This window comes from Rhodothermales bacterium, assembly GCA_040221055.1.
Lineage (GTDB): Bacteria > Bacteroidota > Rhodothermia > Rhodothermales > UBA10348 > 1-14-0-65-60-17.
On record JAVJVN010000012.1, the window covers coordinates 129,616 to 153,636 of the forward strand.

Annotated in this window: 23 protein-coding genes; 13 read left to right on the plus strand and 10 right to left on the minus strand. The window is 59.5% G+C overall.

What is annotated here, in order from left to right:
• Positions 1–67: 67 nt before the first annotated feature.
• From RIE53_06325 to RIE53_06350, 6 genes are all read left to right on the plus strand, one after another.
• On the plus strand, positions 68–511 hold the full coding sequence (locus RIE53_06325; GenBank protein ID MEQ9104297.1) for a hypothetical protein: 444 nt from the start codon (positions 68–70) through the stop codon (positions 509–511).
• A gap of 135 nt (positions 512–646) precedes the next feature.
• On the plus strand, positions 647–2,500 hold the full coding sequence (gene secD / locus RIE53_06330; protein MEQ9104298.1) for a protein translocase subunit SecD: 1,854 nt from the start codon (positions 647–649) through the stop codon (positions 2,498–2,500).
• A gap of 19 nt (positions 2,501–2,519) precedes the next feature.
• Entirely contained in the window at positions 2,520–3,422 is a 903-nt protein-coding gene (gene secF / locus RIE53_06335) for a protein translocase subunit SecF (GenBank protein ID MEQ9104299.1), read from the plus strand.
• A gap of 42 nt (positions 3,423–3,464) precedes the next feature.
• A complete protein-coding gene (locus tag RIE53_06340) occupies positions 3,465–3,806 on the plus strand; it encodes an STAS domain-containing protein (protein MEQ9104300.1) in 342 nt (113 codons plus the stop codon).
• Between the two features lie 68 nt (positions 3,807–3,874).
• The gene (locus tag RIE53_06345; protein MEQ9104301.1) at positions 3,875–5,149 is read left to right on the plus strand and encodes an adenylosuccinate synthase; all 1,275 of its coding nucleotides are present in this window, start codon (positions 3,875–3,877) and stop codon (positions 5,147–5,149) included.
• Positions 5,150–5,177: 28 nt separating this feature from the next.
• A complete protein-coding gene (locus tag RIE53_06350; protein MEQ9104302.1) occupies positions 5,178–6,542 on the plus strand; it encodes a HAMP domain-containing sensor histidine kinase in 1,365 nt (454 codons plus the stop codon).
• Between the two features lie 12 nt (positions 6,543–6,554).
• Here RIE53_06350 and RIE53_06355 read toward each other — a convergent pair whose 3' ends face one another.
• Complete coding sequence (locus RIE53_06355; protein ID MEQ9104303.1) at positions 6,555–7,649, minus strand: hypothetical protein; 1,095 nt, start codon at positions 7,647–7,649, stop codon at positions 6,555–6,557.
• Positions 7,636–8,448 (minus strand): SAM-dependent chlorinase/fluorinase, encoded by an 813-nt coding sequence (locus RIE53_06360; protein MEQ9104304.1) that lies wholly within the window; start codon positions 8,446–8,448, stop codon positions 7,636–7,638. Before RIE53_06360 ends, RIE53_06355 begins: the two co-directional genes overlap by 14 nt.
• 132 nt (positions 8,449–8,580) lie before the next feature.
• Here RIE53_06360 and RIE53_06365 point away from each other — a divergent pair, with 132 nt between their 5' ends.
• On the plus strand, positions 8,581–8,964 hold the full coding sequence (locus RIE53_06365; protein ID MEQ9104305.1) for a YraN family protein: 384 nt from the start codon (positions 8,581–8,583) through the stop codon (positions 8,962–8,964).
• Positions 8,965–8,977: 13 nt separating this feature from the next.
• Here the strand turns inward: RIE53_06365 and RIE53_06370 are convergent, their stop codons facing one another.
• Both RIE53_06370 and RIE53_06375 read right to left on the minus strand, forming a co-directional pair.
• Positions 8,978–10,084 (minus strand): carboxypeptidase-like regulatory domain-containing protein, encoded by a 1,107-nt coding sequence (locus RIE53_06370; protein ID MEQ9104306.1) that lies wholly within the window; start codon positions 10,082–10,084, stop codon positions 8,978–8,980.
• A 44-nt stretch (positions 10,085–10,128) separates the two neighbouring features.
• The gene (locus RIE53_06375; protein MEQ9104307.1) at positions 10,129–12,099 is read right to left on the minus strand and encodes an AMP-binding protein; all 1,971 of its coding nucleotides are present in this window, start codon (positions 12,097–12,099) and stop codon (positions 10,129–10,131) included.
• A gap of 123 nt (positions 12,100–12,222) precedes the next feature.
• Between RIE53_06375 and RIE53_06380 the strand changes: the two genes are divergently transcribed.
• Entirely contained in the window at positions 12,223–13,542 is a 1,320-nt protein-coding gene (locus tag RIE53_06380) for a hypothetical protein (GenBank protein ID MEQ9104308.1), read from the plus strand.
• A gap of 313 nt (positions 13,543–13,855) precedes the next feature.
• On the opposite strand, the gene RIE53_06385 is transcribed toward RIE53_06380, so the two are convergent.
• Together RIE53_06385 and hppD are read right to left on the minus strand one after the other, a co-directional pair.
• Positions 13,856–15,022: a hypothetical protein gene (locus RIE53_06385; protein MEQ9104309.1), complete on the minus strand. Its 1,167-nt coding sequence runs from the start codon at positions 15,020–15,022 to the stop codon at positions 13,856–13,858.
• Positions 15,023–15,035: 13 nt separating this feature from the next.
• Entirely contained in the window at positions 15,036–16,184 is a 1,149-nt protein-coding gene (gene hppD / locus RIE53_06390) for a 4-hydroxyphenylpyruvate dioxygenase (GenBank protein ID MEQ9104310.1), read from the minus strand.
• Positions 16,185–16,303: 119 nt separating this feature from the next.
• Between hppD and RIE53_06395 the strand changes: the two genes are divergently transcribed.
• The 3 genes from RIE53_06395 to RIE53_06405 are packed head-to-tail and all read left to right on the plus strand — an operon-like array spanning position 16,304 to position 18,993.
• Entirely contained in the window at positions 16,304–16,861 is a 558-nt protein-coding gene (locus RIE53_06395; protein ID MEQ9104311.1) for an NUDIX hydrolase, read from the plus strand.
• A gap of 8 nt (positions 16,862–16,869) precedes the next feature.
• Positions 16,870–17,964, plus strand: coding sequence for a hypothetical protein (locus RIE53_06400; protein ID MEQ9104312.1), 1,095 nt, complete (start codon positions 16,870–16,872; stop codon positions 17,962–17,964).
• Positions 17,965–18,000: 36 nt separating this feature from the next.
• Positions 18,001–18,993, plus strand: coding sequence for an MDR family oxidoreductase (locus RIE53_06405; protein ID MEQ9104313.1), 993 nt, complete (start codon positions 18,001–18,003; stop codon positions 18,991–18,993).
• Between the two features lie 38 nt (positions 18,994–19,031).
• Here the strand turns inward: RIE53_06405 and RIE53_06410 are convergent, their stop codons facing one another.
• Both RIE53_06410 and RIE53_06415 read right to left on the minus strand, forming a co-directional pair.
• Positions 19,032–19,277, minus strand: coding sequence for a hypothetical protein (locus RIE53_06410; protein ID MEQ9104314.1), 246 nt, complete (start codon positions 19,275–19,277; stop codon positions 19,032–19,034).
• A gap of 7 nt (positions 19,278–19,284) precedes the next feature.
• A complete protein-coding gene (locus RIE53_06415; protein ID MEQ9104315.1) occupies positions 19,285–20,010 on the minus strand; it encodes a hypothetical protein in 726 nt (241 codons plus the stop codon).
• Positions 20,011–20,153: 143 nt separating this feature from the next.
• On the opposite strand from RIE53_06415, the gene RIE53_06420 reads away from it, so the two are divergent.
• Both RIE53_06420 and RIE53_06425 read left to right on the plus strand, forming a co-directional pair.
• The gene (locus tag RIE53_06420; protein MEQ9104316.1) at positions 20,154–20,822 is read left to right on the plus strand and encodes a hypothetical protein; all 669 of its coding nucleotides are present in this window, start codon (positions 20,154–20,156) and stop codon (positions 20,820–20,822) included.
• Between the two features lie 15 nt (positions 20,823–20,837).
• Positions 20,838–22,679: a GspE/PulE family protein gene (locus RIE53_06425; GenBank protein ID MEQ9104317.1), complete on the plus strand. Its 1,842-nt coding sequence runs from the start codon at positions 20,838–20,840 to the stop codon at positions 22,677–22,679.
• 5 nt (positions 22,680–22,684) lie between these two features.
• Here the strand turns inward: RIE53_06425 and RIE53_06430 are convergent, their stop codons facing one another.
• Both RIE53_06430 and RIE53_06435 read right to left on the minus strand, forming a co-directional pair.
• A complete protein-coding gene (locus tag RIE53_06430; GenBank protein MEQ9104318.1) occupies positions 22,685–23,245 on the minus strand; it encodes a DUF2911 domain-containing protein in 561 nt (186 codons plus the stop codon).
• Positions 23,246–23,270: 25 nt separating this feature from the next.
• Positions 23,271–24,020 carry a DUF6503 family protein gene (locus RIE53_06435; protein ID MEQ9104319.1) on the minus strand — a complete coding sequence of 250 codons (750 nt, stop codon included), beginning with the start codon at positions 24,018–24,020 and terminating at the stop codon, positions 23,271–23,273.
• Position 24,021: the final 1 nt, after the last annotated feature.

Sequence of the window (24,021 nt, forward strand, 5' to 3'; positions counted from 1 at the left end):
GGCTGTCGTGGAACAGGACCCGTGCCCACGTTTGCTGAAAGGGGGTATTCATGCGTATCTTACTGCCTTGCGCGGCGATATTCAATCGCTCAGGTCCATCCATTCCACCATCTGCGTGTCTCCTCTCCGTTCCCATCACCTGCAACAGGGCCTGGCGGTCCTGCTCCTGGTCAGCTCGACGATCTGGATGGTCGTACCCCAGGCGTTCGCGGGATCGGCAGGAGCGGCTGACGGCGGGTGGTTGACGCATTTCCTCGGCCAGTCCCCGGTCCAAACCTCGGGGAATGGTTTCCAGGATGCCTCTGCCCCGGATGCGCTGATCGTCCAGCCTGTAGTCGTTGCAGCACAAGTTTCGGCTCCGACGGTCCAGAAACGCAACGTTGCCACGCGGTCGGCCCTTCCTTCACTGTCCGCTCCCGGAATTTCACGTTTTTCGGTTGAGCGCGATGCCGGTACCGCCGTTTCATATGCCCGGTTGCTGGGTTCCTCCATCCAGGCACTGGGTCCATAGCCCCCATTTCTCTCAGTTGGCCGCGTCCGACATGACATTCTCTCGTCGCGACGCCAGCCAGACCCGGATTCCTTCGCGTCGTCGGCACAGGCCCGCCGACGCATCCCACAGTTCATTCAGTTCATCACTACCATCATGCAAGGAAATGGAATGAAAGTCGGTTTGACGATCTTTTTTCTCGTCCTGTCCGGCTACTACCTGTATCCCACATTCCAGGGGTATTTCATGGACCGCACCGCCAACAATCTCCCGGAAGCGGAGCGTGTTGAATGGGAGCGGGAGAATGCGGCCAAGATCCGCACCGTAAATGAGAAGGCCCTGAAGCTGGGTCTCGACCTTCAAGGAGGCATGCACGTCACGCTCGAAGTCCGCGTCGACGCCCTCATTGACGCCCTCGCAACGGATCAGGATGAGGTATTCCAGACCGTGCTCGTCGAAGCGCGCGACGAAGCTTTCGCATCCGGTGGGTCCGTCATCGATGCATTCGTCGCCAATTTTGAAGCACGTGACCCCAACATGCGACTTTCCCGGTACTTCCGGAACGAGCCGGCGGGAATTACCCGTCGTTCGACCAACGCGGAAGTGGCTGCCTGGCTTTCCACGGAGGCCGACGCGGCCGTGGCCAGGGCCATTGAAATCATCCGGGACCGTGTGGACCGCTATGGCGTGACCGAACCGGCCATCCAACGGCAGGGAAGCCGTCGTGTCATCGTGGAGCTGCCGGGTATTGATGATGAAGAACGCATCCGTGGTCTCCTCCGCGGTACAGCCCGTCTGGATTTCCGTTTGATGGCCGAGCCGGCCGAGTTGCTCCGTTCGTTGCAGCGCATCATTGAATATTATGAAGTCGAGCCGGACAGCGCCGATGTGGCAGCCGCCGACACTTCGATGGATGTGCTGGACTTGCTGGACACCGGTGAGGACGGAACGTCGGGAAATCTGCTCCTGGACAAGTTCCAGCCCATCGGGCAGGGAGTCATATTCGGCAGCTCCGTGGCGGCCGATACGGCGGCCGTGAATGCCATGCTCGACGCACCCGATGTACAGGCCATGTTGCCTCCCGGCGTAACGCTCATGTACACCTCATCCCCTGAGGGCATGACAGCCGATGGCGAAGAAATCTATTACATCGTCGGCGTGCTGAATGAAGCCGATCTGACGGGTGAGGTCGTAACCGATGCCCGCGTGGAATTCGATCCCTTCACGAACGTCCCCGAAGTGTCCATGGACATGAACTCGGAAGGGGCACGGACCTGGGCCCGCATGACGGGTGCGAATGTCGGCAAGCAGGTAGCGATTGTCCTGGACGGCGTGGTCTATTCGTTCCCGACCATCCAACAGCGGATTACGGGTGGGCGCACGAAGATTACCAATCTGGCCTCGCGCGAGGAAGCGGCGGACATCGTGACCGTATTGAAATCCGGTGCGCTGCCTGCGCCAGTGGACATCGTGGAAGAACGTACCGTCGGACCAAGCCTCGGTGAACGGTCCATCAAAGCCGGTCTCAACTCGGTCATCCTCGGCCTGGTGTTGGTCGCCCTCTTCATGATTTTCTACTACCGCGGTGGGGGAATGATTGCCAACCTGGCACTCATCCTGAACCTGATCTTCGTGATGGGCATCCTGGCCGGCTTCAATGCGACGCTGACCCTGCCGGGTATTGCAGGTATCGTGCTGACCATCGGTATGGCAGTCGACGCCAACGTGCTGATCTTCGAGCGCATCCGGGAAGAACAGTCCACGGGCAAGACGCTCAAGGCCAGTATTGACGGGGGGTATTCGAAGGCGTTGTCCGCCATTTTCGATGCCAACATCACGACGTTCTTCGTCGGTGTCATCCTGTACTCCTTCGGCCTCGGCCCCATCCAGGGATTCGCTGTGACACTCATGGCCGGCATCCTGTCGTCCCTGTTCACGGCCATCGTCTTCACCCGCATCATTTTTGACTACTTGATCACCGAGCGCCGTCTGACGGTCAGCGTTGGTTGAATCAGAGCACACTACTACCATGAGAATTTTCGAAAACGCGAATTTCAGATTCGTAGAGAGCCGCAAGATCGGCTACATCATTTCGGGCGTGCTCTTGCTGCTGAGCATGGGCTCGCTGTTGTTCAACGGTCTTGAGTTGGGTATCGATTTCCGGGGCGGCATGGAGTTCGTCGTCGAAATGGATGAACCCCATTCAGCCACGGAAATGCGGTCCGTCCTGGGCGCTGCCCTTGGCCAGGAGCCGGAAGTCAAGACCTTCGGTACGGACGGTCGCGCACTCCTTATCCGCGCGGCAACCACGGAGGAAATGCGTACCGTCCAGGAACAGATCATTTCGGCCATCCAGGCCGAATACGCGGCAAGCAATCCGCGGATGATCAAGACGGACGTCGTAGGTCCACGGTTTGCCCAGGACCTTCAGCGCGGGGCCATCTACTCCATCCTGGGGTCGTTGCTCGTCATCTTCGTCTACATCCTCATCCGGTTCGAATGGCGCTTCAGTGTGGGGGCCGTCGCGGCGCTGTTCCATGACGTCGTCATCGTTCTGGGGATGTTTTCGCTGCTTCGTTTCGTCATGCCGTTCTCACTGCAGATTGACCAGACCATCATTGCGGCGTTCCTGACCATCGTGGGCTACTCGCTCAACGATACCGTGGTCGTGTTTGACCGCATCCGGGAGTACACAGGTCTGTTCAAGTCCGAGAAATACGAAAACGTGGTCAACCGGTCCATCAACAACACACTGAGCCGGACCATTGTCACCTCCGGAACGACCTTGCTCGTGGTCGTCATCCTGTTTATATTCGGAGGCGAGGTACTTCGAGGCTTCACGTTCGCTTTGATCATGGGTATCATGATCGGAACGTACTCCTCTGTTTTTGTGGCTTCTCCGGTGGTTTTGGCGCTTCGCCAACGGTCCTGATCAGCCATTCCAGCCCGCATAAACCATTTTTCTGGAGGAATAATGAACTACAACGTCGAAGAGCGATACAACAGTGTCGTCATCACGCTGAAAGGCAACGTCATGGGGGGGCCGGACGGCTCCAAGCTGCATGACACCCTGCATGACCTGAAAGAGTCCGGCAAGACCAACATTGTCGTAGACCTGTCAAAGGTCAAGTTCATGAATTCCAGTGGTTTGGGCATGCTCATCAGTGCGATGACCACCATGCGGAATGCAGGAGGAGATCTGCGTTTGGCCAACGTTGCCGATCGGATCCAATCCCTGCTCGTGGTGACAAAGCTCATTACCGTGTTCAAGCATTTCGAGTCCGTCGACGAGGCTGCCAAGAGCTTCGACGCCTGACGTCCATCCGCAACGAATGAAGGAAAGGCGACGGGTGGATTACCCGTCGCCTTTCTTGTGTAAAAACCATGCCAGTCAGTGTAGTCATCGGAAGTCAGTGGGGCGATGAAGGGAAAGGCAAGATTGTCGATCTCATCAGCCAGGACGTGGATATCGTAGCCCGATACCAGGGGGGGGCCAATGCGGGTCATACCATCTGTTGGGGCGACGAGACCTTCGTTCTCCACCTCGTTCCGAGCGGCATCTTCCAGAAGAATGTGACGTGTGTCATCGGCAACGGGGTCGTCATCGATCCGGTGGCCGTGATGGACGAGATCCGGATGATCAAGGAGCTTGGGTACGACGTGGAGGGACGTTTACTCATCTCCCACAATGCGCATCTGATCATGCCGTACCACAAGAAAGTGGAAGAGGCCCGGGAGCGGTGGCGGGATGCCGGCGCCATCGGGACGACCGGCCGGGGTATAGGTCCGGCCTATGTGGACAAGTTCGCACGGACCGGCGTCCGGGTCGTGGACCTCCTGGACCGGGACACCCTGCGCAAGAAGCTTCTGCTGTCGCTTGAGGAGAAGAACTCCATCCTGAAGAATGTGTATGGTGCCGCAGAATTGGATGTGGACGCCATGATCGAAGAGTATGTCGAGTTCGACAAGCAGATCGATCCTTACGTCACCGATACCACGCACTTCCTGTGCCGCTCCCTGAAGGAAGGCAAGCGTGTCCTGGCCGAAGGCGCCCAGGGATCGTTGTTGGATGTGGATTTCGGAACGTATCCGTTTGTCACATCCAGCCATCCTACGGTGGGTGGCTGTTGTACCGGCCTGGGTGTCCCGCCGACCGAGATCGATCGCGTCATCGGGATCGTCAAGGCGTACTCCACACGCGTGGGGAACGGACCGTTTCCGACGGAACTGCTGAATGAGGAGGGGGAGCAGCTTCGGAAGAAAGGACATGAATTCGGAGCCACGACCGGTCGTCCGCGGCGGTGTGGCTGGCTCGACCTCGTGGCACTGGGTTACACCAGCATGATCAACGGATTCACGGAATTGGCCATTACCAAAATGGACGTGCTGTCCGACCTGGACGAAATCCAGGTGTGCACGGAATACGATATCGACGGCAAGCGGACCACGCGATTCCCCAGCGATCTGCGCACGCTTGAGCGCGCCGTCCCGGTCTATACCCGACTGGACGGTTGGAAGCAGGACATCACGGGTGTCACGGACTATCAGGCATTGCCGGCTGCGGCCCGGACCTACCTGACGTTTATTTCAGATCAACTTGATGTTCCCATCCGGATTGTCTCGTCGGGTCCGAAGCGGGAACAAACCATCCTGACCTGACGCATTCATCCCTTTCCGGGAGTACGGCATGAAGGCATATCGCGTATCCGTCAACCTGAAACTGGGTCTGATCGGGTTCGCCATGGTCATTGCGGTCTCCTCGCTGTGGTACACCAACAGCTTGGTCGAACGCCTGAAGGAACGGGAATTTGCCATGGTGGAGATGTGGGCACGGGCGCTTGAGGAATTGCCCGTGTCTGCGCAGGCAGGCAATACGTACCGCCAGGAGTTCCGTGAACTCGAAGGGCTGGTCCCGGAATTGAAGCCGTTTGTCGGCTGGACCGATGCCAAACTGAGCCGAATGGTGCGCTCGCTGGCTTGGGCACAGGGCATGCCTTCCGGACAAAGTGTGTCCGTGATCCTGGATGCGTTCCTGACTCCGAATGCCTTCACGATTCCGGCGCTGGTCTACGATTCAACGGCGGGCACATACACCATCTGGAATAATCTGGATGTGGAGGAACTCTCGTTCGCCGGGCTGGATGAAGACGAACGCATGGATCTTGAGGCCCGACTTTCGGCCATCCAGGCGGATCTGGAAGCCCAGTACGACCCGATTCCGATCGTGGTTGAATTCGACACCGATCCACCCCAGCGCCTGGTCCAGAAGCTGTATTACGGCGAGTCGGATCTCGTCGCTGCGCTTCGCTGGTTTCCGTACGTCCAATTGGTGTTCGTGGGCCTGTTCGTGGTCGTCGGCTACGTGGGCTTCTCCTACGTGCGTCGGAGCGAGCAGTCCAGCCTGTGGGTCGGGATGGCGAAGGAAGCCGCCCATCAACTGGGGACGCCCATCTCAAGTCTGATGGGGTGGATGGAGATGCTCCGTCTACAGCCCGACCCGGACGGATCCATCGGGCAAACCGTGAATGAGGTGGAACAGGATATTGCGCGGTTGAATCGCGTAGCCACGCGCTTTTCGGACATCGGATCCATGCCCAAATTGGAGCGACAACCTCTTGGACCCATCCTGGAGGCGACAACCGATTACATGCGACGCCGGATTCCCCGCAAAGGGGCGTTCCTTCGGATAAGTGTGTCCGTTCCTACGGACCTGGCGGCACCGGTCAATGCAGAACTGTTCGAATGGGTCATCGAGAACCTGCTCAAGAATGCCATGGATGCCATGGAAACCGAGCGCGGACGGATAGATATCGTTGCATCGGAGCACGACGGATTTGCCCGGATTGACGTCATGGATACGGGCAAGGGCATCGACCGTCGGCAATTCAGGAATATTTTCCGACCGGGCTATTCGACCAAGAAGCGGGGATGGGGTCTCGGGTTGAGTCTGGCCAAACGGATTGTCGAAGACTATCACGGCGGCACGCTTACGTTGCACGCGTCCCGACCAGGTGAAGGGACCACATTCCGGATCCGGATTCCCGTGGACTGATTCCTCCCGGAATCAGGGATAGACGAAGCGGGACCGGATGCCGGCGGGGTCGTCTGCCGTCGTGAACACGGTGTAGATGTCGTCCCTGTAGCGCCAGCTTGCCCGGGCCACATTTCCGTTGACCGTGATATCCACGCCGTCCGGAGCGGCCAACTGTGTCATGGACGCGGGATTCAGCGCAAAGTCATACCGGAACTCGTCCAGGAGGCGGTACGATATGACGAACACTTCCAGATCCGGCCCCCCATCCATTTCATAGTGCAGGATGGGGACGTCCACCTGCCCGGCCAGATCCATGGATGAAGCCCCTTCCAATCGTCCGTCCGTGATTCCGGGGACGGTAATCCGCGCACCGAATTGGTCCAGGAGGACCCGCTCTGCCTGCACTGGACTCGGTCCCGTATACAGCACGGTCTTTTCCGATCCTGAGGCGAGCAAATCAAACAGATTCGGGGGGGCACTCGCCGCGGGGTCCGTCGGATGTGTGGGACGACCAACCCAGATACCTATGAGCGACACAATCAGGATGACTGCGAGTGCCCCCCCGAATCGAACGGCTGGATGTATCCGTTTCGGATGAACGACGGGGCCGCCCGGACCGGGATGGCGTGTACGGAGTGCGGCATCAATACGGGTACGGAGTTCACTGGGAACGGGTGGGGCGGAAGATCCCAGGACCCGGAAAAGGGCATCCCTGATTTCCGTATCGTCCAGCTGGCGTGCGGTCCCATCCGCCATCCTGCGGCGAACGGCATACGTAAACACCGTCCGCTCAGTCTGGGTGGCCTCGCCTTCGGGATTGACGGGCATCCATGCGCTCAAGATGGCCAACCTGCGTTCGGCCGGCAAGGATGCCAGCAACTCGCGTACGGTGCGGTCCAACGCGTCGCGGCGGACGGAAAGGGTCCAAATCCCGTGAGGGCGACTCCGGACTCCCGACGTCATCCGCTCCAGTCTCGTGATGACGTCCAGTTCGTTGGTCGGCTCGGCTTCGGAAAACAGCCGCTCGACCAAACGCACGGCATCCTCCCTGGAGTCGGCCACGAGTTGCGCCGCCGCCCAAGCGACCTGAATGAGGTCCGGTGCATCGGAATCAGGATTTGTCATCGGAAAACAGAACGTTTACAGGAGCACCCTTGTGGATATTCAGCATTTCGGATGCATTCCCGTTGTTTATGGCAATTTCGACGAGTCCGTTGCTGTTGACCAGCAGTGTGGCATCGCCGGGTGAGACATCGGCATAGGTGGCACTGAAACTGGGAATAATGGCATTGCCGGCATAGCATTTCACCGGTCGGCCCCTCCTGCGTGATTCCAGTTCCTGTGCAGAAATATTGGTCACGCAGTTCCCGAACCGGTCTACGTGTACGACCCATCCCTGTGTCCCTTCATCGTCCGAGATGGGGAGGGCCCAGTGCATGCGCATGACCGAATCCACCGGCGTGCCGGCTGCCGTCATCGACAGGCCGGCAGACATACGTGCAGCAACCGGCCCAAAGATGTCACGGCCATGGAAGGTGGGACTGGGTGTGGGCGTTCCCCAGAAACGAGGTTTGTCCAGGAGCACGACGTGCTCCGGTTCATCTCCACTGAGTACCAGGGAAAACAGTCCATTGTCGGGTCCTACGAAGGTATGTCCCCGGTAACGCATGGCAATGGCCCGGCGCGTCGTTCCCACTCCCGGGTCCACCACGGCGAGGTGCACGGTCCCGACCGGAAAATGCCACCACACGTTGCGGAGCACGAAGGCTCCACCCATGACGTCCTGCGGGGCGATGTCATTGGATATGTCAACCAGCCGGACATCCGGGGCCAGCCCGAGCATGACACCTTTCATGGCCGCAACATACCCGTCGCTGGAGCCGAAATCGGTCGTCAGCGTAATGATGCCGGAGGTTACGTACACAGGGTGGATGGGTTTTGGTACTTGCACAGACAGTATAGAACACGCATCCGTTCCCTGCGTTCTTCGGAATTCCTAAGAACCCTCCCCGGGCGTGTTGCTGCGCCCATTCACCAGCCCCGACAACCTCAACCGATGCCATCAAGGAATCAGCAAACCGGAGCCCGTGGCGAGGATTTGGCCGCGACGTTCCTTGAAGAGAAAGGGTACATCATCCTGGACCGGAACTATCGATTCCTGCGTGCCGAGGTCGATTTGGTGGCCTTCCTGCCCACACGTGACTACGAGAGGGGCGGTGACTTGGTCTTCGTGGAGGTGAAATGGCGACGGACCGGTACGTACGGATCGCCGGAAGCCGCCGTCGGTGCCGCGAAGCAGCGTAACCTGATGTCCGTGGCCGAGGCCTGGCTCCATGAACGGAAAATGGAGGGTACACCGTGCCGGTTCGACGTGATATCCATCCGCGGGGACGCGTCAGCTCCCAGGATTGAGCATTTCGAACACGCATTCGTGGGATAGCGCCCGGAAGGCATCAGGATCCCGGTCTGTACTCCCGTGGGACTTCATCGGCAACGCGCTGCCATGCCAGGTATCCACGGAACGTGATTCCATACGGGTTCAGGATGTCGCCCTTGTAGTCCATTACGGTCGGACCGTCTTCCATGGTCAACCAGGACGTCTGGAAGGAGGGGCGTCGTCTGCCGTCCCGGGCTCCCGGATTTCCCTGTGACAGGTATTCCGGATGCTCCATTTCGCCCATGAAGGCAATCTCGACCGCGCCTTCGAAGTGGAGATGGTATTCTCCGGGCGAATCACCGGGCGTTATCAAGCTTGCAGGATCCAACGGAAACCGGGTATCTCCCTGTATTCCCTGGCCACCCGCCGTGGGACGGGACCACGTCTTGAAGCCTTGCGCCTCGACACGACCGGCAAGCAGGGCCAGTGCGAAATGTCGGAAAGAGCCCATGAAGGCAACGCGACGGTTCTCGTCCCACAACCGGGCCTGTTCCGGGTTGTCCGTCTGCATCTGTTCAAACAGGGGCTCCCCATCGTACTGAACACGGGTAGGCGTAATGGCAAAATCCGACAGGAAATACTGTATCCGATACCCGAGTGCCAGGTTTTCAATGATGATGGGCGCTTGTGCGGTGGCGCGGAACGTGCCGCGATGCTCCTCGAAATCAAGTACCTCCGGATTCACGATGGTGGTCTGCTGCGCATTGGGCGTCTCACCGATGAAGGCGCGCGTGAATCGTTCCAGTCGTGACAACCACTTGTCGTCCCGCTCAGCCTCTACGACAATTTCTCCGGCATCCAGGACCACCTCCGAGAGTTCGAAGTCGAACGTAAGGACCTGCACCGACCGGATGAGGATGTCCCTGAAATCCGGCTGGTAGCCCAGCATGGACACGTACAGGCGATGGGCGCCTGCAGGCAGTCCACTCAGCATATAGCGCCCCTGTCGGTCCGTGACGGTCCCCGCCATGGAACCGGCAATGAAGACGTGCGCGCCCACCAGGGGAAGACCCGATTCCGCGTCGATCACGGTTCCTCGCAATTCCGCACGCGGAGGGGACTGCGCGCGCAGATCGGGAGGAAGCATGGACAGCGCCAGTCCGAGAAGAAGCAACGGCAGCATGACGGTGCACGGCCGGCGACGTGGGGATGAGGCGGTGGTTTCCGTCATGAGGCACTCCGGATGGCGTCGAGGGCAGTCGGATCCTCCAGGCTGGACACGTCACCGGGATCTGCACCCAGGTAGGCCGCGCGGACCAGGCGACGCATGACTTTCGCATTGCGGGTTTTGGGTAACTGGGTGGTGAAGCGGACAAACGCGGGGCGCAAGGGTTTGCCCAATTCCGCGGCGATGGCCGCGGAAAGCGCGTTCCGGAGATCCGTGGTCGGATCGGAGCCGGGATTCAGCACGCAGTACACGCCAAGCGCTTCGCCTTTCACGTCGTCAGGAATACCGATGGCTGCACTCTCCGCGACGGCCGGATGGGCATTCAAAATGGCCTCGGCTTCGGCTGGTCCAAGTCGCTTGCCGGCAACTTTGATGGTGTCGTCACTTCTTCCCAGGATGAACCAGAGTCCATCGTCGTCCACGGCGGCAAAATCACCGTGCAACCACACACCGGGAAACGTCTTCCAATAGGATTCGATGTATCGGGGGTTGTCGTTCCAGAAACCCCGGGTCATCCCGATCCATGGGCCACGGATGACCAACTCACCTACGGCACCGCGAATGGAGGAACCGGTTTCATCGACGACATCTGCGGCCATTCCGGGCACCGGACCAGAGAACGAACATGGTTTGAGCGGCCGGAAAAAATTCCCGCACAGGATTCCGCCGCTGATCTCGGTTCCGCCCGAATAGTTCAGGATGGGCTTCCGGCTGTCGAGTACGTTGCGGAAAACCCAAAGCCAGGAGTCGGGGTCCCACGGGCTGCCCGTGGAAGCAATGGCACGAAGGGAAGACACATCCCGGCTTCGGATGGGCTCCGTTCCGTGGGGCATGAGGGCTCGCACCAGGACGGGGGACAAGCCCAGATGTGTAACGCCATGGGAGGCCACGGACTGCCAGACCCGTCCGGCGTCCGGGACATCCGGTGCCCCGTCATAGAAAACCATGGTGGCACCCAACGCGAGCGTTCCGAAAACGAGCCAGGGTCCCATCATCCATCCCATGTCCGTCATCCAGTAGACGACGTCCCCCGGCTTCACATCCATGGCCTGGCGCATGTCCTGGGCACTCTTTACCGGAAAACCGCAATGCGTATGGACGGCACCCTTCGGCCGGCCGGTCGTTCCGGACGTATAGATGATCATCAGCGTATCCTCCGCCGACGTGGACGCCGTGGGAGCCACGGCTCCGTGTCCGCTGACAAAAGCCGACCACCAGACATCCCGACCGCTGGTCATGGGCGTTCCGTCGCGGCCGGTTGCGTCCTGGACAATGACGTGGCGTACGGTGGGAGCCATCGTCAGGGCCTCATCGGCCGTCTCCTTCATCGGAATCTGCTTGCCCCGGCGCATGAATCCGTCGGCCGTGAAGAGGGCTTTCGCACCCGCATCATTCAGTCGCGTGGCAATGGCTTGCGGGCCGTATCCGGAGAAGAGCGGCAGGATGACGCCTCCAATCTTGATGATGGCCAGGAAGGCCACCGCCAGTTCCACCGTCATGGGCATGTAGAGCCCCACGGCATCGCCTTTTACCAAACCCAAGGAGTGCAGGGCATTCGCACACCGGCAGACGGCATCGTTCAACTCTGCGTAGGTAAGCGTGTCCACCGACCCGTCTTCCGATTCCTGGATGATGGCAGGCCGAAGACGGGTATCCGGGTCCTCTTGCCATTTGTCCAGCAGGTTGTGGATGATGTTCATGCGGCCGTTCACACACCAGACGGGGAACTCCACCCCCTTGGACAGATCCATGACGGAGGAATAGGGCCGCTCGAAGCGGATATCCAGATCCTTCAGGACAGCGTCCCAGAACCACTCGGGTTGGGAAACCGAGCGCTCCTGGAGGGCATCCAGACTCGGTATCCCGTATCGATCCATGAATGCCTGGAGATTGGATCTGGAAATCCAGTCCGGATTCGGGCTCCAGGCCACGGATTGATCGAAGGGAAAGGTCGTGGAAGGCAGTGGCATGAACGGTTGCAGGGTTGGAACGTACGGTTTCAGTCGGTTGTCTTTTCGCTAAACCAAATTGCGGGACGTTCGTTCTATTGGACCTTGCGAAATACCCGGAACCCCCCAAATCGTTCAGAACCCATGCCCCGTCTGCCCCTGGTTGTATTGTTCATGCTCCTCGTGGCCGGTTGCTCAACCGAGTCGACAATGGAAGGATTGATTTCCGACCATTTGCCCGGTCCGGACTCGGGCAATCCGAATGAGATGATCCTGTTTGACGGGGCCCTCTATATGCAGATGGCCGATCCGGCGTATGGCGTAGAAGTGTTCAAGTACGATGGTACAGGCCTGGAACGCGTTACGGATATTGAACCGGGTATCGGCAACGCTGTGCCTTCCCGGTTCACCATCTGGCAGGATCGACTGTATTTCACGGCCAGTCGAATGCCTTACGGCCGGGAGCTCTTCCGGCTGGAAGACGGCCGTGCCCGTCTGGTCAAGGACATCGGTGAAGACCGGGGTGGCTCGGATCCCCGCAGCAAGACGGTCATGGGCGATGTCCTCTACTTTTCCGCGAATGACCACAAGATCGGGTTCGAACTCTGGCAATACGACGGTACGGAAGCCACGTTGGCCGCGGATGTGGAAGCGGGGCCTTCCAGTTCCAATCCGGTCGGACTGACGGTATTCGAGGACGCGTTGTACTTCATGGCGACCGTATCGACCACAGGAAGTGAACTGTATCGATTCGTCCCCGGATCCGGGGCTGAACTTGTTGCTGACATCAACCCCGGAACGTCGTCCAGTCGGCCGCAATTCCTGACGGTTCTGGGCGATGCACTGTATTTCTCTGCATTTGCCCCGGAAACCGGCATCGAACTGTATCGACTCCGAGACGGTGTGGTTGCGTTGGTCTCCGATCTGAACGAAGGCACGGCCAGTTCCTCGCCGACGCAGTTGACTGTGGTGGACAATACACTCTACTTCGTGGCATCGACGGCTGAAATGGGCCAGGAACTGTATCGGATCAACCCGGAAGGGTCCATCGAACTGGTGGTCGATATTGCTGAAGGTGCGCAGGGAAGTTCGCCGTCCAATCTGTTCGCCAGCGGGAATCGCCTGTTCTTCTCGGCGGATGATGGCAAGACCGGTGCAGAATTGTGGATTGCCGACGGGGCAGGCGTGCGGATGGTGCGTGATATCCACATGGGCCCGGAAGGCTCAGGGCCGTTGCATTTCGCGACCTTCAACGACGAATGGGTGTGGTTTACGGCGCGTACGGCGGCGCACGGTGCCGAAGTATGGCGTTCCAACGGCACGGACGCCGAGCTGGTCCGGGACATACGCCCCGGACCGAATTCCAGCTCTCCGACCGACTTCGCCGCCATCGGCACGCAGATGTGCTTTGCGGCAAACGAAGGGGGGACCGGCCACGAATTGTGGTGCCTGGAGGCCCTTTAGAAGGCTGTTGAAAAAGTGGAGGACCCCTCGTTCGGAGCGCCATGACATCAGATTCCAGGCGTTCCGACGTTTGCGTAGCCGTAGCTACTCATAGGAGGAACAACACCGAAGATGATGTCATGCCGCCCGAACCCTTTGGGAGCGAGGGGGTTACGGGCGGATACTTTGTCATGGCTCCTCCACGATACTACGGCATCGCGTCGTCGCCCTTCCTCGTCTGCGCCTCGTAAGACCCTCGCTCGAGGGGCCCTCCACTTCTTCAACAGCCTTCTAGAAGGCTGTTGAAGACGCGGAGGACCTGTAGTAGAGCCTTTCAGTCGTACAGTTCCGGTCGCCAGGAGAGCATGTAGCCCGGGTCCTCGTTGGCAAGGGCGTGTTTCGTAAGCTGCAACGGCTTGAACGTGTCGACCATCACCGCCAACTCCTCCGTGGCCTCCTTTCCGATGGACGCTTCCACGGTGCCGGGATGCGGACCATGGGCAATGCCACCGGGATGGAGCGTAAATGAACCCCGTCCAACACCACGGCGGCTCATGAAATCCCCTTCTGCGTAGTACAGGACCTCGTCCGAGTCGATGTTGGAGTGGTTGTACGGTGCCGGTATGCTTTCGGGATGGTAGTCGTATTTACGCGGCACGAAGGAGCAGATCACGAAATTCCGCCCTTCGAAATGCTGATGTACCGGAGGTGGCTGATGGATGCGTCCGGTTATGGGCTCGAAATCGTGGATGGATGTAGCATAGGGATACATGTATCCATCCCAACCGACGAAGTCAAAGGGATGATGCCGGAAAAAGAGACGATGGAGATAGTCGTTCTTGGCAATGCGGACCTCGAACTCCCCGGTCTCGTCAATCGTGACGAGTTCCGTCGGCGGACGGATGTCCCGTTCGCAGTAGGGGCTGTGTTCCAGCAACTGCCCGAACGCATTGCGATACCGCTTCGGGGGATGGATTTCCGAGAATGACTCAATGACGAGGAATCGGCAGGCGGGGCTTGTGACCTTCCACCGGTGGGTGATGGTACGCGGGACGTGGACGTAGTCGCCCTGGCGGAAGGGCACTGGACCGAAGGGGCTTTCAAGTACGCCTTCGCCGTCGTGCACATAGACCATCTCATCGGCCACCGCATTCCGATAGAAGTAGTCCATGGGTTCACTCGGCGAGCACACGGCAAGCCGGACATCCGAATTGCCCATGATATACCGTCTGGATGCCAACCAGTCCCCCGAGGACGGAACGTCATAGCCATGGATGTGGCGATGCCGCAGGAAGTCCAGGTCGGCAAATTCCACCCGCCATGGGATGGGGTCGGCCACCCGGTCCACGATGGTGGGTGGGTGGATGTGATAGGCGATGGATGATATCCCGCTGAATCCTTCTGCACCAATGACTTCTTCGCTGTAGAGGGAGCCGTCAGGCTTCCGCATTTGCGTATGCCGTTTGTGGGGAACGGAACCGAGTCGTGTATAGTGTGGCATGGCTGTAGGCGTATCAGAGGTTTCCGCGGCGTTCCTGCTCCCGTTCGATGGCTTCGAACAGTGCCTTGAAATTGCCTTTTCCGAATGAACGGGCACCCTTCCGCTGGATGATCTCATAGAACACCGTTGGACGGTCCTGAACCGGTCGAGTAAAGATCTGCAGCAGGTAGCCTTCGTCGTCGCGGTCCACCAGGATGCCCAGTTCCTTGAGAGGAGCGAGTTCTTCGTCTATGGTGCCGACCCGGTCCGGCAGGATGTCATAATAGGATTCCGGTACCTGCAGGAATTCCACACCGCGTGACCGGAGGTCACGTACCGTCCGGATGATGTCATCGGTGGCCATGGCCACGTGCTGGACACCGGCGCCGTGGTAGAAGTCCAGGTATTCCTCGATCTGGCTTTTCTTCTTGCCGGCAGCCGGTTCGTTGATGGGAAATTTGATCCGGTCATTGCCGTTGGCCATCACCTTCGACATGAGCGCCGTGTAATCCGTTGAAATATCCTTGTCATCGAAGGATAGCAGGTTCCTGAATCCGAGTACGTCCGAATAGAAGTCCACGAAGCGATTCATGTCACCCAGGTGGACGTTTCCTACGCAATGGTCCACATACTTGAGGCCGACCGGAGCCGGTGCAAAGTGGGGATTGGACCACGCCACGAAGCCGGGCAGGAATACGCCGTCGTAGGCCCGGCGCTCCACAAACGTGTGGATGGTGTCACCGTACGTCTCGATGGCCGCCACGACGACTTCTCCGTATTGATCCTTGAGCACTTCAGGCTCCCGCACGGCCGTGGCCCCACGGGACATGGTCTCCTTGAAGGCTTTCCGTGCATCATCGACCCACATGGCAATGTCCCGGACACCGTCTCCGTGCAGGTTGACATGTCGTGAGACAGCGGTGTCCGGCTGCATGGATGACGTGAACACAAACGTGACCTTGCCCTGGCGCACGACGAAACTCGTACGATCCCTGAGACCGGTTTCGAGGCCGGCATAGGCGAGCGCCTGGAAACCGAACGCAGCCATGTAGAAGTAGGCGGCCTGTTTCGCGTTTCCGACAAAGAACTCGACGTAATCAGTTCCATTGATGGGAAGGAAATCATCCGCGACGAGAAGCGAGGATGACGGAGCGGAGGTGGTCAGGGTCGGTTCGGTCGACATGCGTTGGATTCCAGCTGTTTGCAGTTTCATTTACACGGCAAGATAGTCCTCCCGTTCCACGGGATCACGCAGAAGCGCCTGTTGTATTTGTCCCCTTTGCCACCAGATGAACCCGCACCATGTCTGATCGCCCGGCGCCCTGGACCGTCCTGTCCCGCAGCTACCTGCTTGAACGGTGGTGGATGAAGCTGCGTGTGGACGAGGTCCGATTGCCCGACGGCCAGGTCTTGCCGGAGTACCACGTTCTCGAATATCCCGACTGGACGCTATCCATGTGCCAGGACGTGACCGGCAAATTGATTCTGGTGGAGCAGTACCGTCACGGTACCGGCAAGTTATCGCTTGAATTCGCGTCCGGGATGTTGGACGAGGACGAATTGCCATTGGAGGGTGCCTGTCGAGAGTTGCTGGAAGAAACGGGGCACGTGTCCGAGTCCTGGATCCGACTCGGCCGATGGGCCCCCGACCCATCCCGGCATGACAATGTGGGACACGTATTCCTCGCCAGACATGCGCGCAGTGTAGCCCCACCTTCACCGGACAGCACGGAGGATTTGCGTGTGATCTCGTTGTCAGTCCGGGAAGTGGATGCTGCCATCCGGGACGGTCGGATTACCCATGGTCTGCATGTGGCCGCTTTCTATCGGGCTGCAACAGATGGGCTGTTGGAAGGGTAACAAGCACCATGAACACCATCCGCGCTTGTTTGGTCTCCCTGGTGGCCGTCGGATTCCTTGCTGCCCTCGCCGGCTGTCGTTGGAATGCCTCACTCGAGGTGGCGGAATTGCGCGTGGAACGCACCTCATGGGACACCCTTGCGGTCTCCACGACGTTCCGGCTGAACCCCTTGGTGGGAGGCACGGAGAACGTCCAGCCCGACTCCGTCATGGTGACCCTGTTCCGTGCATCCTATGACACCCTTTACCGTGGATCTCCCGGCACAATCGCCATCGACGATACCGGATTGTTGAATCGCGAACGCCTGCTGGTGGACGTGTGCGGGTTCCACGCGGCCGGCACGGCGTGTGACCAGTACGCCGTTTCGGCATCCCCGAAGCGAATGATTCCACAAGCCGATATTGCCTTCCCGACGGAAGATCGTGGATACGAGCGTGGTTCGTACACGCTCCGGTACACATTGCACCGACAACGCTTCGGGACGGACGATTGGGAACCCCTTTTACGCTCCAGTCGAACGGAAACCGTTCTGTCCATCCGCGTAGCTGGATCGTCCAACCCGTCGGTGGAGATCCCGGTGAAGCAGGGAGACAACCGTCTGATCCTGGCGCGTCAGGACAACTTCCGCTTGCTCCGCTATGACATCCAGTCCGCGATGCTGGATGCCGACTCCGCAGCCGTCGTGTTCGATCTCCGGGCCCGATTGGGACAGACGCTGGAATCCGTAGCCATCGATACCGTCGTGGTCCGGAGCAAATCGACGCTTGAGCGCCGGGAGGAGGTGGCACGCCTGGTGGAATTGGCCGGCGAAAAAATCCTGGACGAACTCAAGGGGCGATTCGGGTTACGACGAGCGTATGTATTCATTGACGAATGGTCCTATGAACCGTTGGATCGCATGTACGTGGCCACCATCGACTTGCAGTGGCAGGACGGGCTGCGCAGCAACTGGTCGGACCTGAGCGCCCAGGTGTCGGTTCGGTTTGACGGGACCATGGGCCAGGTGGTACTCTTGGGAGCAAGCGAGGGCGCCCGCGAACGGTGGGACCGGGCCTACGGCACCTCGACCATGTTTCTTGAACCGCTTTACGATACTCCCTGAGCACTGTACAGCCTGTTAATCCCTGGTTTTTCAATCATGCATTTCCAAGCCCTGTTCGTGGACGACACGACGACTCCCCGGGCCCGACTTCGGTCCCTGTCCCCCGACGACCTCCCCGAAGGGGGCGACACCCTGGTCCGGGTCCACTGGTCGGCCATCAACTACAAGGATGCGTTGGCGGTGACCGGGAACGGGAAAATCATCCGTGGGGCGTATCCGTTCGTCCCGGGAATCGACTTGGCCGGTGAGGTCATCGAGACGTCCTCGGATCGCTTCCAGTCAGGTGATCGGGTCCTCTGCACAGGCTGGGGGTTGGGTGAGAACGTTTGGGGTGGATACAGTCAACTCCAGCGCGTCCAATCGGAGAACCTGCTTCCGCTTCCGACGGATATGGATCCACGGGCAGCCATGATTGCCGGTACGGCCGGACTGACCGCCATGCTCGGAACCATGGAGATAGAGGATGCGGGCGTAAACCCGGATGCCGGTGATGTCCTGGTCACGGGGGCGAGCGGCGGCGTGGGCTCATTTGCCATCATGAGCCTCGCTGCAGCAGGCTATCGTGTCGTGGCCTCGACAGGCTCCATGAACCATCGGGATTGGCTGACCGATCTGGGGGCAGACGCCATTATTGAACGTTCCGAATTGGAGACCGGTGCCAAGCGACCTCTCGACTCTGCCCGGTGGGCCGGTGCCATCGATTCCGTTGGAGGGACCACGCTGGAGCACATCATCAGTACGACCGCGCGTCATGGATGCATTTCGGCGTGCGGACTGGTGGCGGGTGCGGATGTCCACACCACCGTGTTTCCCTTCATCCTCCGGGGCATACGTCTGGTCGGAATCGACTCGAATACGTGTCCGAATGACGTTCGGGAAGTCGCATGGCAGCGGATAGCCGAACTCGCCCGCAATCGGGATTTCACCTCGCTTGCCGAAACCATTCCTCTCGACGCGGTTCCGCAGATGTGCGAACGCGTCGTTCGCGGCGAGACGCGCGGGCGTGTCCTGGTCGAAGTAGGAACGTAGCCGGGGCAGGCCGTCCGGCCCGCCCCGGCCACATCCGGTCATTTCTTGTCGTCCGGGTTCTGCCGTTTTCGCCCGAGCCAGTAGCCGAGGCCACAAACGAACAGGGAAACAAGCAACATCCCATGGGACCCCAACTCCATCCACCAATGGGGCTGGATGCTGTAATCGCGGTATAACACCCATTGAAACCAGCCTCCCACGGCTGCAGCGACAATGGCGAGTCCTATGAAGAGCCAGCGATAGGGAACGAGGGTTTCTATGGCACGCGTCAGTTCGTCTTTCATGGCAGTTTCAATTGTTTTCCCGGCATGCGTCAATGCATGCCGTGTAATCAAGTGTCGAGGTGACCATGGCAACGGTTTTTGCCGCCGTTACGCCGCCGAAGCACAGGAGTACACCGGGTCCGGTCGCTGTGCAGCCGAGGAGACCACCGAGATAAGCCAGCTCGATTTGGGTAACATTGTTTATGTACGCTGTTGTACACGCCCGATCGCAGGGGCCGGTTTTCGACAGTGAGCCTTCAACTTGAAGTGATTTCGTCAATGCAGGCACGTCCGCTGGTGAAAGTCCGAGTTCGTCCAGTCTCCGCGCAACGGCTGACAGATAGACGGCATCCTCCGCATTGAAGAACGGTTCCAGTGCCATGTTCGCCTGCTGTACCATGTTGTCCAGCACGTCGGGTGTCACGTTTCCGTTCAGGGCAATAACCTCCTCGGCGGCTTCGCGGGCAAGCACCAGGGCGCGGATCTGGTCGGGTGTCGCCGCAGCGGCGCGCGCACGGGCCTTCACCAAGACGCGATCATCCAAGGCGCGCACCAGCGTTTTCGGGGATGTGACCGTTGGAATGGTCTCGACCGGAATGTCTACGGTCTCAATGTGGTTGTCGGGCGAAACCGGCGATATCACGTCGGCATGATCCACCACGGACGACGAGTCGCAGGCGGCCAGCAGCATGGCCAGGACCAGCGTTATCGAGCCTGGAATGCCTGCCTTTTGGATTTTTGGGTAACGGTTCATGATCCTTCTCCTCAATTTCCTCGGGTTCAGTGAGACCCCAAGACCCGGAATGCAGGACTTCGTAACCCGTCGAGCGGCCGTGCCCGTCAAAAACGCATGTTCAATGCCCTTAACGGACCGTCAAAACGACCGATACGATAACCATGAAGATCCTTGACGCCATACGAACCTGGAGGGTCCAACCCGAAGAGGAGTTGGATTCCATCCTGCTGAGCGGTTTCAACCCGGAGGAGGATGCGGAATTCGGCGCTCTGGTGCAATCCATGGGCTTCGATCGCGTCCTTGACGTGGCCCGTCGGGAGCAGGTATTGCCCCATTATATCGTGGCGCGCATGGACCCGGATGCCACGTGGAGGGACATTGCACAGGCGCATCCGACAATCGCCGACACGCTCCATCGTCTGGCAGCACGCATCTACGGGTATCGACCCATACTGATCTGTGAAATGGGTTCGCTGGTACTGGCCGATCTGCTCGCATCCCATTTTCCGCGCATGGACTGGAAGCGGCTGTTCGATGCCGGACTGGTTCCGGTCGTGGAGCACGGTGATCATCCGCATCTTGCCACCAGCATCCGGTTGGCCTCCCACGATCCGTCCCGGAGAGAGGTCAGGGCCACGGCAGAGTCCATCCCGTCCTTGCGTCCGGACATCGTTTATGCGGACCACGCGACGGTCCTTGACCTCCAGCGGGACATGACTGCATGCATTCCGGCCGTTCGACGCGCCATCGGCGAAACGCGCGCACAGGAACGTCCCCGACTGAAGAAGGTGGTGCTTCCGGACGATACCGGATATGGCAAAGCCGCCTGATCCAGGAAACAGAACATGAGCCATACGGCCATCCAGACCCCACTTGAGCCCGAGCTGCAGAACGTTGCGGACCGGGATCGCGTAGTCGTTCGCCTGCGACGCAAGGGCGTCCTGGACGATGCCACGCTGCGTGCCGCCTGGGGAGAATGGCAGGCCACCCGGAACAAAGGCATCCGTGTACCCCTGTGGCGCATGCTCGCGCTGTCAAACGATCTCGACTCGAATGAGGTTTTTGCGGAGGCGGCCAGGGTCTATGCGTTCACCTTTGCCAAGATAGACGAGGAGCGGGCCATCGCGTTCGTGAACGCCCAGCGGGAATCGTTCAGCGATGACGCTTGGGATGATATGGTCGAACACTATGTCATGCCTGTCGGAAAGGATCGTGATCCCGCGACCGGGGAGCCCCGTTGGCTCTTTGCGACCCACGATCCGACGCGTCCAGAGGTCCATCAACTGGTCCAAGGCATGCGCCTGAGACGATTCGAGGTGCAATACGCACCCGAGGACGTCGTAGGGCGGTTGGTCAGCCAGACCTTCCTGCAGCGCAACCTCTTCCTGGATCGGTTGGAGGACGAGCCGGCGACGTTCGACATGGGGTCCTCGTTCGAATCCGAGGCTGGTCTGGTCGACGAGGATGCCCTGGAAGCTGAAATGAGCCGTTCGCGGCTCATCAATTTGTTTGAAGCCGCTCTCATTGAGGCCGTCAAGCGCGGAGCGAGTGACATCCATATCTACCCGAACCAGGACGGATTCATTGAAATCCACATGCGCATTGACGGCGAATTGCAATCCTGGCACATGGAGGAATCGGTCCGCCCGGAATCATTCCTGGCTGTGGTCAAGGACAATGCGACCAATGTGGACCGATTCGACCGGGACACGGCACAGGATGGATACATCCAGCGCTGGGTGGACGATACCATGATCCGGTTCCGTGTCTCTGTCCTGCCGATTGCCAGTCGGCAACAGGGGCTGCATGCGGAAAGTGTGGTTATCCGGGTGCTGGATGACCGGAAGGTACTCACGGACCTGCGCAAGATCGGACTGGCCGAGGACGCTTACAGTCGCTTCCAGGACGCTATCCGTCAACCGCATGGAATGGTCATCCTGACCGGGCCGACCGGCTCGGGAAAAAGCACGACGCTTGTTGCAGCGTTGCATCAGGTCATCACGCCCAAGGTCAACGTGCTCACGGTGGAAGACCCTGTCGAGTACCTCATGCGGGGCGTCCGCCAGATCAAACTCGGACCGCGGCTTGACCTGGAAGGCGCCCTGCGCGCCATCCTGCGTCACGACCCGGACGTGGTCATGGTCGGGGAGATGCGCGACCGCCCGACCGCTGAGTTGGCCATCAAGCTGGCCAACACGGGTCACCTCACGTTCTCGACCCTGCATACGAACGATGCGCCGAGCGCCGTCTCCCGTCTGTTCAAGATGGGGGTCGAGCCGTTCCTGATTGCCTATGCCATCAACATCGTGGTCGCGCAGCGACTGGTTCGCAACCTGTGCCCGACGTGCAGGATACCGGATCCCAATCCGGATTTCGTCTTCCTCGAGCACGTCGGATTCAAACCCGACGACATCTACGGAGCGACGTTCTACCAGGCCGGCGGTCACGCGAACTGCAAGACCTGCAAGGGAGCCGGTTACAAGGGCCGGCGCGCCATCGCTGAGACCATGTTGTTCAACCAGAAAATCCGCTCGATTATCATGGCCTCGGAAGACATCGTCGACGAGGACGGTTTGCGCGACGCGGCTGTGGCCGACGGTATGGTCACTCTGGAACAGGCGGCCCGGCAGCTGGTCATCACCGGGGAGACCAGCGTTGCCGAAGCCATCCGCGTAACGGGTACCTGAGCCGGTCAGTGGGCCATGATCGGAATCCTGACTTCCGTCCGGTCCCAATTCAGGATCATTTCCGTACGGCTGTCCGTGCCTTCTGCGAACCCGATGGTAAAGGCCTCATGCATCTGGTTCACCGTCGTGGCCGGTACTTCAATCCGGTGTACATCGGCTTCCGTGTCGTGTGAGAAGGCGCCCCACTGTCCGACCACGCTGTTCAGGATAACGGTCCAGGAGTCTTCGGTCGGGATGGTGAACACGCTGTAGATCCCCGGCTGAACATGGGCGCTCCCGAACATAACAGGGCCGGTCAGCAGGATTTCGGTTGCCTCATTGGCCCCGGTGCGCCATACTTCCCCGAATGGAACCAGGCCCCCGAAGATTTCGCGATCGCGCTTTCGTGGCGATCCATAGACCACCTTGATGAACGTGTCACCCAGCGAGGTGGCCGCCATCTGGATGGGGCTGGGCCGGGCGTCTGGAGCAGGTACAACTTCCACCTGGGCATGGACCGTACCGGGCGTCCCCAGGAGCAGGGTCAGCAACAGGAGCGAAGAACAGGAAAGGAATAGGCGTTTCATGGTGTTCAAGGGGTTGGTAAAGGGTTCAATAGGGTTCGACCTGGACATTTGAGATCCGGACCTCCGATACGAGCCGGAGGCTGTCGGCGTTGTACAACGCATCGTACCGGTTGATGGAATCAAAATCGAGACCATCGTAGGCAAGGTTCAGGTAATCCTGCAGGCGGACTCCGGCAACTTCGTGCACGCCATCCACCGAGCGGAAGCGCGACCCGGTGTCGTCCGTGAAATACCAGTAGGCGAAGTAGTCCATGGTGTAGCGGTCCGCGTGGATCCAGAACAGGAACCGGTCCTGGTAATCGCGACCGCCGCCATCGGGCGTGAAGGTGACTCCGATCTTGCGGTACGGTTCTCCCTTGATTTCAACGCGACCAAGGTCCTCCTTGATGACCGCAGGATCATTCAAGGGGATGGGCAGCAACGTGAAATAGGCCACGGTATTGACGTTGTTGCCAATCCGTCGGTTCGTGAGGGAATCCACCGGCATGGAACGGTCATCGTGGTACAGGAAGGTCCCGTCGTTGTTGATGACTTCGCGGATGGCTGTGCCCGTTGTGTCTGTTCGGTGTCGCTCGTAGGAAAAAAGGCCGTCATGGCGATCCAGGACGAACCGGTCGCCGCGGAATTCAAAGGTGATGCGGGATGCGTCGATGATATCCCCGCCGTGCGCCAGGATGGCACGATCCACGACATCCTGGGCCGTTTCGGGCGCAGAGGCACACGATGCGAACAACAGACCGGCCGCGAGGAGACCGGGAAGAGAGCGTCTGGGCATG

What these genes read in the sequence shown, in the direction of transcription:
- secD (MEQ9104298.1), top strand. Translation starts at nt 647, where the DNA reads ATGCAAGGAAATGGAATGAAAGTCGGTTTGACGATCTTTTTTCTCGTC.
- secF (MEQ9104299.1), top strand. Translation starts at nt 2,520, where the DNA reads ATGAGAATTTTCGAAAACGCGAATTTCAGATTCGTAGAGAGCCGCAAG.
- RIE53_06340 (MEQ9104300.1), top strand. Translation starts at nt 3,465, where the DNA reads ATGAACTACAACGTCGAAGAGCGATACAACAGTGTCGTCATCACGCTG.
- RIE53_06345 (MEQ9104301.1), top strand. Translation starts at nt 3,875, where the DNA reads ATGCCAGTCAGTGTAGTCATCGGAAGTCAGTGGGGCGATGAAGGGAAA.
- RIE53_06350 (MEQ9104302.1), top strand. Translation starts at nt 5,178, where the DNA reads ATGAAGGCATATCGCGTATCCGTCAACCTGAAACTGGGTCTGATCGGG.
- RIE53_06355 (MEQ9104303.1), bottom strand. Translation starts at nt 7,649, where the DNA reads ATGACAAATCCTGATTCCGATGCACCGGACCTCATTCAGGTCGCTTGG.
- RIE53_06365 (MEQ9104305.1), top strand. Translation starts at nt 8,581, where the DNA reads ATGCCATCAAGGAATCAGCAAACCGGAGCCCGTGGCGAGGATTTGGCC.
- RIE53_06370 (MEQ9104306.1), bottom strand. Translation starts at nt 10,084, where the DNA reads ATGCTGCCGTTGCTTCTTCTCGGACTGGCGCTGTCCATGCTTCCTCCC.
- RIE53_06375 (MEQ9104307.1), bottom strand. Translation starts at nt 12,099, where the DNA reads ATGCCACTGCCTTCCACGACCTTTCCCTTCGATCAATCCGTGGCCTGG.
- RIE53_06380 (MEQ9104308.1), top strand. Translation starts at nt 12,223, where the DNA reads ATGCCCCGTCTGCCCCTGGTTGTATTGTTCATGCTCCTCGTGGCCGGT.
- RIE53_06385 (MEQ9104309.1), bottom strand. Translation starts at nt 15,022, where the DNA reads ATGCCACACTATACACGACTCGGTTCCGTTCCCCACAAACGGCATACG.
- hppD (MEQ9104310.1), bottom strand. Translation starts at nt 16,184, where the DNA reads ATGTCGACCGAACCGACCCTGACCACCTCCGCTCCGTCATCCTCGCTT.
- RIE53_06395 (MEQ9104311.1), top strand. Translation starts at nt 16,304, where the DNA reads ATGTCTGATCGCCCGGCGCCCTGGACCGTCCTGTCCCGCAGCTACCTG.
- RIE53_06400 (MEQ9104312.1), top strand. Translation starts at nt 16,870, where the DNA reads ATGAACACCATCCGCGCTTGTTTGGTCTCCCTGGTGGCCGTCGGATTC.
- RIE53_06405 (MEQ9104313.1), top strand. Translation starts at nt 18,001, where the DNA reads ATGCATTTCCAAGCCCTGTTCGTGGACGACACGACGACTCCCCGGGCC.
- RIE53_06410 (MEQ9104314.1), bottom strand. Translation starts at nt 19,277, where the DNA reads ATGAAAGACGAACTGACGCGTGCCATAGAAACCCTCGTTCCCTATCGC.
- RIE53_06415 (MEQ9104315.1), bottom strand. Translation starts at nt 20,010, where the DNA reads ATGAACCGTTACCCAAAAATCCAAAAGGCAGGCATTCCAGGCTCGATA.
- RIE53_06420 (MEQ9104316.1), top strand. Translation starts at nt 20,154, where the DNA reads ATGAAGATCCTTGACGCCATACGAACCTGGAGGGTCCAACCCGAAGAG.
- RIE53_06425 (MEQ9104317.1), top strand. Translation starts at nt 20,838, where the DNA reads ATGAGCCATACGGCCATCCAGACCCCACTTGAGCCCGAGCTGCAGAAC.
- RIE53_06430 (MEQ9104318.1), bottom strand. Translation starts at nt 23,245, where the DNA reads ATGAAACGCCTATTCCTTTCCTGTTCTTCGCTCCTGTTGCTGACCCTG.
- RIE53_06435 (MEQ9104319.1), bottom strand. Translation starts at nt 24,020, where the DNA reads ATGCCCAGACGCTCTCTTCCCGGTCTCCTCGCGGCCGGTCTGTTGTTC.